Annotated in this window: 12 protein-coding genes and 2 tRNA genes; 2 read left to right on the top strand and 12 right to left on the bottom strand. The window is 68.2% G+C overall.

Annotation, left to right across the window (positions count from 1 at the left end; genetic code table 11):
• Nucleotides 1-185 precede the first annotated feature (185 nt).
• The 7 genes from ACQP2F_RS45610 to ACQP2F_RS45580 all read right to left on the bottom strand — a co-directional run bounded on the left by ACQP2F_RS45610 (nucleotide 186) and on the right by ACQP2F_RS45580 (nucleotide 4249).
• Nucleotides 186-722 (bottom strand): STAS domain-containing protein, encoded by a 537-nt coding sequence (locus ACQP2F_RS45610; RefSeq protein ID WP_433299218.1) that lies wholly within the window; start codon nucleotides 720-722, stop codon nucleotides 186-188.
• Between the two features lie 235 nt (nucleotides 723-957).
• Nucleotides 958-1428: a DUF6188 family protein gene (locus ACQP2F_RS45605; RefSeq protein ID WP_433299216.1), complete on the bottom strand. Its 471-nt coding sequence runs from the start codon at nucleotides 1426-1428 to the stop codon at nucleotides 958-960.
• 136 nt (nucleotides 1429-1564) lie between these two features.
• A complete protein-coding gene (locus tag ACQP2F_RS45600; protein WP_433299214.1) occupies nucleotides 1565-1717 on the bottom strand; it encodes a hypothetical protein in 153 nt (50 codons plus the stop codon).
• Between the two features lie 291 nt (nucleotides 1718-2008).
• A complete protein-coding gene (locus ACQP2F_RS45595; protein WP_433299212.1) occupies nucleotides 2009-2311 on the bottom strand; it encodes a hypothetical protein in 303 nt (100 codons plus the stop codon).
• 32 nt (nucleotides 2312-2343) lie between these two features.
• A complete protein-coding gene (locus ACQP2F_RS45590; protein ID WP_433299210.1) occupies nucleotides 2344-3597 on the bottom strand; it encodes a WXG100 family type VII secretion target in 1254 nt (417 codons plus the stop codon).
• The gene (locus ACQP2F_RS45585) at nucleotides 3594-3899 is read right to left on the bottom strand and encodes a type VII secretion target (protein WP_433299208.1); all 306 of its coding nucleotides are present in this window, start codon (nucleotides 3897-3899) and stop codon (nucleotides 3594-3596) included. Before ACQP2F_RS45585 ends, ACQP2F_RS45590 begins: the two co-directional genes overlap by 4 nt.
• Nucleotides 3896-4249 (bottom strand): YbaB/EbfC family nucleoid-associated protein, encoded by a 354-nt coding sequence (locus ACQP2F_RS45580; protein ID WP_433299206.1) that lies wholly within the window; start codon nucleotides 4247-4249, stop codon nucleotides 3896-3898. Before ACQP2F_RS45580 ends, ACQP2F_RS45585 begins: the two co-directional genes overlap by 4 nt.
• A gap of 457 nt (nucleotides 4250-4706) precedes the next feature.
• Between ACQP2F_RS45580 and ACQP2F_RS45575 the strand changes: the two genes are divergently transcribed.
• Nucleotides 4707-5108 carry a contact-dependent growth inhibition system immunity protein gene (locus ACQP2F_RS45575; RefSeq protein ID WP_433299204.1) on the top strand — a complete coding sequence of 134 codons (402 nt, stop codon included), beginning with the start codon at nucleotides 4707-4709 and terminating at the stop codon, nucleotides 5106-5108.
• Nucleotides 5109-5551: 443 nt separating this feature from the next.
• On the opposite strand, the gene ACQP2F_RS45570 is transcribed toward ACQP2F_RS45575, so the two are convergent.
• The 4 genes from ACQP2F_RS45570 to ACQP2F_RS45555 form a co-directional block, all read right to left on the bottom strand.
• Nucleotides 5552-7825 (bottom strand): discoidin domain-containing protein, encoded by a 2274-nt coding sequence (locus ACQP2F_RS45570; RefSeq protein ID WP_433299202.1) that lies wholly within the window; start codon nucleotides 7823-7825, stop codon nucleotides 5552-5554.
• Between the two features lie 696 nt (nucleotides 7826-8521).
• On the bottom strand, nucleotides 8522-8893 hold the full coding sequence (locus ACQP2F_RS45565) for a DUF6188 family protein (protein ID WP_433299200.1): 372 nt from the start codon (nucleotides 8891-8893) through the stop codon (nucleotides 8522-8524).
• Between the two features lie 354 nt (nucleotides 8894-9247).
• A tRNA-Arg gene (locus tag ACQP2F_RS45560) sits at nucleotides 9248-9320 on the bottom strand.
• A gap of 36 nt (nucleotides 9321-9356) precedes the next feature.
• Nucleotides 9357-9447 (bottom strand) — tRNA-Ser (locus tag ACQP2F_RS45555).
• Between the two features lie 142 nt (nucleotides 9448-9589).
• On the opposite strand from ACQP2F_RS45555, the gene ACQP2F_RS45550 reads away from it, so the two are divergent.
• Nucleotides 9590-11290 carry a hypothetical protein gene (locus ACQP2F_RS45550; protein WP_433299198.1) on the top strand — a complete coding sequence of 567 codons (1701 nt, stop codon included), beginning with the start codon at nucleotides 9590-9592 and terminating at the stop codon, nucleotides 11288-11290.
• Here the strand turns inward: ACQP2F_RS45550 and ACQP2F_RS45545 are convergent.
• Nucleotides 11287-12054: a CPBP family intramembrane glutamic endopeptidase gene (locus ACQP2F_RS45545; RefSeq protein WP_433299197.1), complete on the bottom strand. Its 768-nt coding sequence runs from the start codon at nucleotides 12052-12054 to the stop codon at nucleotides 11287-11289. The two genes, ACQP2F_RS45550 and ACQP2F_RS45545, sit on opposite strands and share 4 nt — an antisense overlap.
• Nucleotides 12055-12084 lie beyond the last annotated feature (30 nt).

Raw genomic sequence — 12084 nt, 5'->3', positions numbered from 1 at the left:
GTCGGTGACTCGGCGAGGTGGTCGAGCAGCTCAGGCGGTGCGCAGTGATCGGGCTTCCGGGTCGTGGAGCCGCAAGTCGCAGGCGCCGGCTGTGATGTGGGTCTGCGCGGCGGAACCGGGCGAAAATCGCCCGTCGGCCGGCCCGCGACCCCGCTGCCATCGTCGACCATGACACGTACTCCGGGTCATTCGGGGGTCCCGGTACCGCCGGCATTACGGTTGGCGGCGAGGCGGTTCATGAGTTCGCGTGATACGGCGACAAGATCATAGGCGTGGCCGAGCAGCGACTCCGACGTTCGGATCACCTCGGCCACCACCGCCTGGGCTGAGTCCGCAGACAACGGACCCCGCTGCGGAGCCGGGCGGACAGCCGCGACCAAATCGGTCGAGTCAGGCGGGCACAACAGCCGCCGTGCATCGGTGATGTCCAGAACCCGGGCGACGATCCCGCTGTCGTTGGCGACGCGCAGGCTGCCACCGGCCGCGAGGGCGAGGCCGCGGCAGGCGAGCAGGGCACGAATGCTGGCCGAGTCCATCAAGGTGACGTGCTCGACGTCGACGACGATGTGGGGCGAGCCGACACTCAGAGCACCCCTGACGGCGGTCGTGAGCTGATGGCAGCTGCTGCGGTCGAACGCGCCGCCGGCCAGCACCCGGACAGCCCGCGCGTCCGCCGGATCCGGAGCGAGCACGCGGGTCGACGCCCCGCTCGTACCGACCATCTGCCCTCCTCACGCCGGTACTCAGCTTGATGCCGGAGATCGGTAGGCCGCTACGTCACCAGACGACGTACTGGCCTACGCCCTGTTGGGTGAGCGAAGTGGCCACGCTGACGAAAGCTCGTGGCATTTCCCGTGGCAGACGACGCGCTGGGCAACGACGTGGTCGTTCGTTTCTGGTGGCGATAGCTGGTCCGCCGCGGTTCGACCACCGGAGGCTCGCTTGCGTTGTGATGGATCACGACTGTCGAGGCGACCAGACGGACAACTCGCCGCCAGGGCCGCAGACCACCTTGAGGCCGTCGGGGCCGGCGACCGTCCACGCTTCGAAGGCGCTGTCCGGCGTGGCCACCAGCCGCGTCCCGCCGGCGAACTGGATGCGCAGGCCGCCGGAGTCGTCGGCGCGGGCGACCGACACGACCTGGCCGGACAATTGCGCCACCGCGGAAGCGTCCGCGTTACGGCCCGGTTCGATTTCCCGGTCGAGACCGTCGATCCGCAGCGTGAGTGGGACCTCGACATGCACCTGGTAACCGCCGCCGAATTGCAGCGCGACGGTGTAGCCGAAATCGGTACTGAGGACTGCCTGGCCTGCGAAACCGAGATCCATTGCTGCTACCACCCTTGCGGTGTCAGATACGTGCCATCGACGTTGACCGGCAGCAGCCCTCGCCGCGTCGACCGTCACCGCCGCGAGCATCAGCCTCATCGGAGCCATCCAGCACGCAACAGCCTCCCTGATGAAGCACAAGCCCAAGACCGACTATCTCCGCGAGTCACTCCACTCGCCGACTGATGCCACGGCTGCAACGGGCATTGCGCCGGGAACAAGGAGCGCTTACGGGTCATACGGCAACGCGATTGCCCAGGTAGCGCTGCTCGGCGCACAGCGACATGCCGACTTCCTGCTCGGCTGAACGGTACTGGGCGTCAAGAGCGGCAGACTTGACCCTGAGACTTACGTCCTCCAGCTGATCGGATACGGCCTCCTCGCCCATGACGGTCTACGCCGTCGGCTACTAACGACTGCTGCGCTTCGCGGATAGAGCCGCGGCTCACCCTCGATACAGCAAGAGCCGATTTCGCTCTCGACCTGCGCCGAACGAACGCGGACGCTGCCGCCAACCTCATTCCCCGCAAGGCGGGATGACGCATCCCTCAATCCGTCCGCATGCGCGATCTCCGACCACATCCTGGGCCGCGCCGGCTTCGAACGTGGCCCGGCTCCTCGGCCGCCTCACCGTCCGGTCAGGGCCGGAACCTTAGCCGCCTCAGTTTTGCCGCTCCGGTCAGTAGAAATAGGCGTGCGCCGTCGCCGGCGGTTTGCCGGCGCGGGCGTAAGCGCGCAGGATCGCCGCCGCTATCTGGCTGAACAACCGGCCGTCCACCCCGGCCGCCATCCCGTTCGTGTCTCCGGAAACCGCGTCGAGCAGCAGATCCCCAATCGGCTGCCCGTTGCCGTCGGACGGGCGGAACCTGCGTGTCGGCACCTCGAACGTCACAAAGCCACGGTCCTGATCGGCCTCCCACCGGTACAGCACAAGGTCCCCGGCCGCATCGCCCTGAGCCCAAATCCCTATCGAAGCGGTCATTGCCAGTACTCCTGGTATTCGCCGCGCACTCGTCAGTCCCTTCGCTGATAGCCGACGCCGTCCCTGGCCGCGGCTTCAGGATCCCACGTGTAGCCGGCGTCGATCGTGGCAGCGTGCGCGCGTTGATAACTCGAATCCCCGGTAGTTCGCATGAATTCGGCCTCGTACCGCTCGTGTCGCAGTAGGTCGATGTCGGCCGGATGTGGATTGCCGTCGGCGAGCCGCTGCCACGCCTCCGCCATCCGCGGATTGGCGTCGAAGCGGGCCAAGGTGCTTTCCCCGTACGAGTCGAGTAGGTGTTCGTCGCGGAACACGTGGTTCTTGATCGCGGCGATGTCGTCGGGGGTGAAACCGTACGGGCGGGCGGTCTCGGCGATCGCTGCGATGTCGTCGTCTCCCGCCCTGATCCTGTCATAGGCCCGATCCGCCCACTCGAATTCGAAGTCGAAGTCGTTGCGGGGACGACGAAGTTCCCCTCCGGTCTGGCGAACCACATCTTCCCCGCCACGCGCGTCGTGACCGCCGCGTCCGAGCCGGCCGAGTAGCTCCTTCAGCTTCGCCAATAGCTCGCCGACCTTGCCGGCTGTCCCGCGCAGCTTGCTCAAGCTGCTGATCAGGTCCTTGAGCCATCTGCTGATCCGAGCAGCCCACGAGGCACACAGCGTGCTCACCTGCTCAACGACAAGGGGCGTCGCCAACCCGAACGACGCGACCTCCTCCGCCGCGTACACGATCAAGCGCGACACCAGCACCGCGATCGCGTCGCGCACCATCAGCCGTACGCCGGCAATCAGCATCCCCGCGGCCTCGGTGATCGCCGCCAGCGTCTCCGCCGCCTGCGCCATGCCACCAACCGCACCATGCTGCTGCGCCGTCCAGGCCCGGTACGCGTCCGCCGCCGAGCCGGTCCAGTCGGAAACGTCCCAGCGCACCGCGCGTTCCAGATCGGCCGCCCGGTCGTGCAGCGCCCCAGCGATGTTGCGCCAGGTCTGCGCGTGCGCGGCGATCTGCCCCGGATCACCGGCCAGCCAGTCCAGCGCCTCGGACAGCGGCTTGACGTGCTCGATGATCCACGCGACCCCATACTGCAGCAGTGAGCCCAGCGGATCGGACACCACGGCGAGTGCATCCAGACCCGCCGACACCGCTCCCAAGGTGCCGTCGATCCAACTGCCGTCCTTGACTCCACGGCACAGCTGCTCGATGTCCTCGGCAATCCACACGCCCGCCAGCGGATCAACCGGGCTGGCGACTTTGGTCGCGACGAGCGGGTTAGCCGTACTCATCGGGTGTTCCGGAGCCGCTCGGCCGCGTTGCTGTCCGAGCTGTCGTACGCGGCGGCCACCGACCGCAGCGCGTCCGCGGTGTCGTGGGCCGAGCCGGCGGCGGTCTCGATCCCGTCGATCACCTGGCTGTGCAGAAGGTTGATCAGCGCCGGCACGAACTGGCACAGCTGGCCGTACGCGCCGGCATCCGTCCGGACCACCGCCCCGGCGCGCTGAGCGAGTGTCAGCCCGTCACCGATCCCGTCCACCTTCGCCGCATGGGTCACCAGATCGGCAGAATTGACCCGGACCTGCCCGCTCACTTCGACTCCTCGTCCGTCAGCCTGGCTGCTAGGCCGGCCATCACCGCACGCCCAGTCTCACTGTCGACGCCGACCGTCTCCGCCGTGACCAACTGGAACTGCCGGGTCAGCTCGGCCTTGGCAGCCCGGATCGCCGCGAGGATCTGCCGCGCCGTGGTCGCCGCCGGCTGCCGGCGGATCCCTTCGTCCAACCGCAACCCGGTCACCTGACCGTTCGAGCCGACCGTCACCTCGATCAACCCGTCGGCATCCTCGGCCGTGGCCGACAATCCAGCCGTACGCTCGGCCAACGCCTTGGCCTGCGCCGCCCGCTCAGCGAACTCACGTTCCCACTCGTCGATCCGCTCCACCGTCGGACCGGTCCACAACTCGTCGGACATCGCACCCTCCGCCATCGATGCGCTCCACACTGTAACTAGACCCCGAAATTCGCAGCGGCGGCGCACGCAGTTATCGACCGCATCCCAAATCTCCTCGCACTGGCAGAGCTGTGGTTATCGGACCAGGATGGAGTCGCCTACCACCTACAGGTAGGTAGCGGAGCCGCGTACTCCTCAATGCTGATCCTGGCGCTATCGGACCAGAACCCGGGCCACGACCGACTGTCTCCGCGAGTACGACCAGCGGTTTTAGCTCACCGGCACCGTGAGATTACCGACAACGGCGTTCACGTCACCCTGGCCGGCGGGACAGACGGAAGGCCGTGACCCGCGTTTCGGTGGTCACGGCCTTCCTGAAGAAGCACACCGAAGGGACTCGAACTCCGAGCAACTCCTCCCCGGCGCCTGAACGAGTTAAGGAGACGCCGTGTCCGAGCCTGACCCAAGCCGGTCACTCGAAGAGATCGAGGACGAGCGCTGGGGCGACCCGCCGGCCGACGCGACGCGGCTGGTCACTACCGCGTACGCGCTGCGCAAGCGTCCCGTCGGCGCACTCGACGCCGAGGGGCTGCGGCTGCTCATTTCGCAACAGATCGGGCTCGACACCCTCGTCCCGGTGGCTCTCGACCAGGTCGAGCAGGATCCGCTCGCCGAGGGCGACTTCTATGCAGGAGACCTCCTCGACGCCTTGATCCGACGCGTGCCCGACTCTTACTGGCAGGCGCACGAAGATCAACGTACGCGCGTGCGCACCGTGGCCCAGGCTCTGGACCCGGACGAAACCTTCGACGCTCTATACAACCGGGCCACCGAATTCCTCCGTCGATAGAGCGATGGCAAAAGACGCAGAGCGCCACGCGCCTTCGAGGAACTCTGGGCGCGCTACAGCGGCGGCTTGACCTCAACCCGTACGTCCGGCAGCTGATCAGCTACGCCCTCCTGGCCTACTTCGACGGCCATACGGTCACGCACGTGGCGGTCTACGCCATCCGATACCAGCGACTGCTCCGCTTCCGGATAGAGCCGAGCCGGTTTCGCTGAAGCGGTAGAAGGCAGCCGAAACGGCACAGCAGCAGCCTGAGCGCCACGCGCCGGACCTCCCAACCGAGGTCCGGCGACGCTGCCAGCGGGTTCCCAACACGAGGACCGTTCGCCACGGTGTCGGCCGCCACGCGGCTGGGCGCACGAATAGTCGCTCCAAGTCATGAAGAAGCGGCCACCGGTGCGAGGTGCACCGGTGGCCGCCGTATTCATGCCGCTATTGCTGTGGGATCAGGGATAGGCCACAACCTGGCGCGGGGTGGTGTTACCGGCCGGGTTGGGGACGGAACCGCCGGTGTCGTTGACGACGTTGGCGATGGTGCCGACATCGCCGAGCGAGACGGTCAGGATGCTGCGCAGCTGGACGCCGGACCGGTTGGGCACCTCGAACGCGCGGTCGACCCGCACGCTGGGGTTGACGTTGAAGAAGCAGTACGAGCCGCCGCCCCAGAGCTGGTGGTCGGTGACGTTGTCGGCGACCTTGTAGGCGGCGTAGCCGTTGCCGCGAGGCCCGATCCACGCGGCCTGGTTCGGTACGTCGTACGGCTTCTCGTTCTGGAAGAAGATCGTCTTGCCGCGGTTGCCGTTCCAGATCACCTCGTACTTCTGGTAGTGCTCGACGAACAGGCCGGTGGCGAGGACGTCGTCGCCGTTCACGAGCAGGCCGGTGTCGCCGGTGTTTACCGTCCAGCCGGTGGGTGCGCCGCCGTGGTCGGCCCGCCAGGCCCAGATGTGGTCGATGATCGTGTCGTCACTGTGCACGGCGAGGGTGGTGGTGGCCTTGCCCTGGACGCTGCTGCCGATGCGGAAGAAGACGTCCTGCACGCTGATCGGGTTGGCGGAGTGGTCGGTGTGGACGCCGGCCCGTCCGACGCTCATCAGGGTCGGGCTGTTGGTCGTCCCGGCGTCGAAGGTCAGGCCGCTGACCTTGACCCCGTCGACGTCCGCGACGTTCAGGGCCTCGACGCCGCCGGTCGGGATCAGGGTCGGGAAGCCGATGCCGGTCACCACGGTGTTTGCGCGGGTGACCCGGATGGTGTCGTTGAGCGAGTAGGTGCCCGGGGTGAAGAACAGGTTCAGCCCCTGGGCGAGGGCGGAGTTGATCCGGGCGGCGCTGTCGCCGGGCTTGGCCACGTAGAACTGCCGCATCGGGATCGAAGTGCCGGCAGTGTTCGGCCAGTTGGCGCCGGCGGAGTTACGCCGCAAGTTCGGCACGAAGACGCTGTACTTGCCGGCGCTGTCGACGTACAGGAAAGGCTTCTCTCGGGTGATCGGGGTGGTCGCCAGCGTGGTGTGCGGCGGGTTCGGGAACGCGTTGGCCGGGCCGCCCTGGACGCCGGAGAAGACCATGTTCCAGACGCCGCCGTCCCAGCGGGAGATCCGGCTGTCACGGGTGTACCACTGCTGCTGCGAGCCGGAGGACACGACGCCGTCGACGACGGAGTCGGCCAGGTAGCCGCCGCTGGAGTAGCCCTGCCCGCCGTCCTGGTTGGAGGGCGCCAGGGTCAGGTTGCCCTTGATGTGCACGCGGCGCATCGGGGCGGCCTGGGAGACGGCCCAGCGGTTGGTGCCGCCCTCGGGCACGATCGACAGGTTCTCCATGCTGCGCCAGAAGTTCTGCGTCGCATTCTTCTCGTCGCCGTAGTTCCAGCCGGAGTCGACGTTGACCGCGCCGTTGATCGTCACGTCGTCGGGGTTCAGGCCGAGGCCGGCGACCGTCGTGTAGAAGCCGACGTTGGCCCAGATCCGGCCGTACGTGCCCGGCTTGAACAGGAACACGTGGCGCTGGGTGCCGAACTGCGCGGTCGGGCTGCGCAGCTGCGCGTTGAACGCCTGGTCCACCGCCGACTGAATGGTCGCCGTCGGCGTGGACGGGTCGAAGATCCGCACGTTCTGGCCGAGGTCAGGGGTGTCAGACGTCGGGAGGGCCGACCCGGTCGGCGTGGGCGTGGTCGGGCTCGGGGTCGGCGTGGTCGGGCTGGTGCTGGTGCCGAAAACCTGGAACTCCCAGAGCGAGTAGCCGTACGCGGTGGCCCGGGAGGTGCCGTTCATCCGTACGTACCGGCCGCTGCCGGAGACGTTCAACGTCTGCTCGCCCACCTTGCCGGCCGTCACCGGCGAGATGTTCGTCCAGGTGGTGCCGTTCGGCGAGGTCTGGATGGTGAACGCCGAGGCGTACGCCCCCTCCCAGTTCAGCACCACGCGGCTGATCGTCTGGGTGCTGCCCAGGTCGACCTGCAGCCACTGCGGGTCGCTGAACGCCGACGACCAGCGGGTGCTGGTGTTGCCGTCGACTGCGGCGGCCGCCGGGTAGGGGCCGGGGTTCTCACTGGACGAGGCGGTGGCCGGCTTGCCCTGCGACAGCGGGACGTCCGCGGCGCTGGCATTGGTGGTGACCGTGGCGACGGTGACGCCGAGGGCGGTGGCAAGGACCGCGCTCAGCGCGACCAGCCCGCGGCGCCGGCGTGTCCGCGGCGGTGGGGATGTCAGTGTCGGGTATGTCATGTGCCTGCCTTCTCGGGGCGGGTTGCCGCGCGTCCGTTGGGGACGGACGAACGGCGAGGGGGATGACCGTGCCGCGCTCCTGAGAGAGCGCTTTCCGGATTGTTACTTCCGTGTTGCGACGAGTCAAGATCGCGGAAACAAAAGGCTGCCTGACCTGCCCTTTCTGCTCAGACGACGACCCCGGAATCGCAAAAAATTGTTTCCGCAAAATTGTTATCGCGCTACACAGACGTTGAATCGACGAGTTCATCTGTGAGTGAGTGGCGTGTTGGCGTGACGGATGTCGATCACACCGGTAGGCCGGAGGGATGAGGTAATCGGACCTGGCCACATCCTGGCAGCGTTCGGACGCAAGGCTCACCAAGCGCAGTCGACGATCGCGGTAACGCCCGCACAGCTGGGGAACGCGCCGACAGGACTGCCGCAGTTGGTCGTTCGCACCTCGGTGTCCGCGCAGACCCCCGCGTGGAAGCGAGCAATACGGCAAGCCTGTGCGGACGCGGTTACTCGTCCGCTGCCGCCCGGAGCAATCCCGCCTACCGTTCCGGCCGGACGATGACCGGATCATCGATCTCGACCTTTACCGGCACCTGGACGACACGCTGGGGAACGACGTGGTCGTTCGTGTCTGGTGGCGATGGTGGTCCGCCGGGGCCCGCATCGACAACTGCTGTTGTGCGCTCGCGGAGCGATGAATCACGACTGTTGAGCGGACCAGACGGACAGCTCGCCGCCCGGCCCGCAGACCACCTTGAGGCCGTCGGGGCCGGCAACCGTCCACGCTTCGAAAGCGCTGTCCGGCGTGGCCACCAGCCGCGCCCCGCCGACGAACTCGATGCGCAGGCCGCCGGAGTCGTCGGCGCGGGCGAACGACACGACCTGGCCGCCCAATAGCGCGACCGCGGGAGCGTCGGCGTCGCGGCCTGGTTCGATCTGCCGGTCAACGCCGTCGATCCGCAGGGTGAACGGGACCTCGACACGAACCTCGTAGCCGCCGCCGAATTGCACCGCGACGGTGTAGCCGAAATCGGTATTGAGGACTGCCTGGCCGGCGAAACCGAGATCCATTGCTACTACCACCCCTGCGGTGTCGGGTACGTGCCGTCGGCGTTGACCGGGTCCGGCGACGCTGCCACAGCGGGTCCGACTCGCGAACCGTTCGCCACGGTGCCGACCGAATCTCGGCCGGGTGCGAACAGTCGCTCTCTCATCGAGACGTCAAGTGGGCCGCGAGACGCATAAGGACTGGTCACCATCGTTCCGAAGGGAAACGGCGGAGCACCATCGGAGCACCACCCGTCGCGGATCCCCCGAGCGGAACCGCCGCACCGTGGGGTTTCCGGGGGCTCGGCCCCCGGAGCAGATATGCCGAGTGGCCCCGGTCCGCGCATTCCGCGAACAGAGGCCACCCAGACCACTCGGCGCGCCCGAAGGGACTCGAACCCCTAACCTTCTGATCCGTAGTCAGATGCTCTATCCATTGAGCTACGGGCGCTCAGTGCTCCGCCAGCATACACACCGGCCTTACACGCGGAGACTCCGGGATTCGAACCCGGGAGGGGCTTTAAAACCCCAACCGCATTAGCAGTGCGGCGCCATAGACCAGACTAGGCGAAGTCTCCACGGCAGCCCTAAGCTGCCGACGCTTGAGGATACCGGACCCGGTCTGGCCCGCACAAAGAGGTTGCCCACTCGCGCGCGTCCGGCCTGCCGCACCGGACTCCAGCAGGTGAAATGCGCGACTTGCGACTAGGCTGCCACCCCATGGAGGAGAAGCCGCCCACCGAGCGCCGCGGTCGAACCGCGCGGCCCGCGTTCAGTGCTCCCGAGCAGGCCCAGCCGGAGGAAAAGCCGGTCGCACCGGCCCCTCGCCGCGCCGCCAAGTCGGCGCCGGCGGTCATGTTCCAGCCGCCGAGTGCCGAGAATCACCCGGGCGAGATCCCGGCATCTGCCTCCACACCGAGCCGTCCGGGGCGAAACACCCCATCCGGTACGCGTCCCCGGCCGCCCGCCGACGCCACCCCGCCGGCCAAGAGCGCTACCCCGCCGGCCAAGGACACCACCCCGCCGGCCGGGAGCGCCACCCCGCCGGCCAAGAAGGCGACGCCCCGCAAGGCACGACCGCCGCGCCCGGAGCCCGAACCGGAGCGCCTGGCCGCCCGGGCTATCCCGGCACAGGAAACCGCGGCGCGGGAAACGGCAGCGAAGGAAAGCGTGGCCCCAGCGACCGCAGTCGAGGAGAGCGCGGCGCCGAAGACAGCAGCGGAGGAGAGCCCGGCTCCAGACAAAGCTGCCCAAGAGAGCGCGACGCCGCCGGACCCCGCTCCCGCCAGGAAGGCGGCTCCGGCGAAGGCGGCCAAGCAAGTAAAAGCCACGCCTGCCGCGAAGGTCACCCCGGCGAAGAGGACCCCGGCTAAGCGAGCCGCCCCGCGCAAGGCCGCACCGCCCGCCGCGGCCACGGCTCCCGCCGCGGCCGGGCCCGTGAAGGCCGTTCCCGTGGAGGTCGCGCCCGTGGAGGTCGCGCCCGTGAAGGCAGGGCCCGTGAAGGCAGGGCCCGTGGAGGCCGCGCCCGTGAAGGCAGGGCCCGTGGAGGCCGTGCCCGCGGAGGCCGTGCCCGCGGAGGCCGGGCCCGTGAAGGCCGGGCTCGTGGAGGCGAGGCCAACGGAAGCGGCGCCGGCTCAGGAAACACCGGCTCAGCCAGCGACAGCGGACACAAAGCCGACCGAAGCGGCGCCGATCGCGCCGCTTGCGGGTGCGGGACTTCGTGCGGAGCAAACGCCCGACGAGCGAATCAAGGACACCTGGGCCAAACTGGTTGCGGACCCCGGTCACGCGCCCGAGCTGCTTGCGCTGGCCGCGGTCCAGACCTTCGGGCCTCGGGCTCGTGCCTGGGCCGAGCAGATCCGCGCCGACTACCCCCACGCCGATGACCGGGCCATAGCTCGGCTCGCTCGGCGGCAATTCACCCGGGTCGGGAGCATCGGCAGCATCTTCGGGGCGGTCGCGGGCTCCTACGCCCCGATCACGTTGCTGGGGACGGCCGCTGTCACGCACGCCGAGCTCATTCTGCACGTGGCCGCGGCGTACGGGAGAGATCCGGTTGATCCGCGACGGGCGGTTGATCTGCTGGTCATCACCCGGGTTCATCCGACGGCGGGGGACGCCGAGGCGGCATTGGCGAGCGCCGAAGTGCCGGCCTATGAGGATGGCGGGGTCAGCGGTGCGGTCTGGCGGCTGGGGCGGATGATCGCCGCGCAGGCCGGTGGGTGGGCTCTCGTGCGCCTGGTCAATCGGTGGTTTCCGGGCACCGGCCTGCTCGCCGCGTTCCTGGCCGGGTCCGCGTCGGCGGAGACGGTGGCCGTCCGCGCCGAGGCCTTCTACAAAGCCGAGGCCTTCTACAAGAAGGAAGCCGAGGCCTTCTACAAGAAGGAAGCCGAGGCCTTCTACAAGAAGAAAGAAGCCTAGACCCAGGTAAGCCACGAATGCGGCAACACGGTGTAACCGACGAAGGCCGTGATGTCGAGCAGACTGTGCGCCACGATCAGCGGCATCACGCGCTTGAAGCGGAGGAAGAACAGGGCGAACACCACGCCCATCACGGCGTTGCCGGCGAACGCGCCGAAGCCCTGGTACAGGTGGTAGGAGCCGCGTAGCACGGCCGACGCCACGACGATCCAACCCAGGGGCACCGCCATCGAGCGCAGGCGCGTGATCAGGTAGCCGACCACGATCACCTCCTCGAGCACGGCGTTCTCGATGGCGGACAGGATCAGCACGGGGATCGCCCACCAGTGCGGCGCGAGGGCCGAGGGCACGATCTGGGCGTTGAGGCCGAGCAGCTTCGCGACGTACACCAGACCGAGGCCGGGAATCCCGATGCAGGCGGCGAGCAACGCGCCCCAGCCCAGGTCGAAGCCCGGCCGGGAAAGCGAGATGCCCAGCTCCCGCCGCACCGAGACGCGGTCGCGCACGAGCAGATAGAGGGCCAGGGCGACCGGTACGAGATCGAAGAAGATCCCGAGCAGCTGGTACGTGAGATCAAGGTACGGCCGGGGCGAGACCGACGCGTTGAGCACCGCCGCCTGTGACGAGAGCGGCTTGCCGGCCGTGAGTTTCGCGATCAGCGACACCACCGCGTAGACGGCCGACTGCCCGAGCGACAGCAGCAGGACGATCACGATTTCGACGGTGAGGACGCGCCGGTCCGGCCGGGCTCGATCCAAGGTCACGCGACAACTCTAGGGACAGACCCTAGGGCG

The organism is Actinoplanes sp. CA-030573, assembly GCF_050951115.1.
Lineage (GTDB): Bacteria > Actinomycetota > Actinomycetes > Mycobacteriales > Micromonosporaceae > Actinoplanes.
Note: the sequence above shows the minus strand (reverse complement) of the source record. Positions and strands in the feature narration are given on the sequence as shown.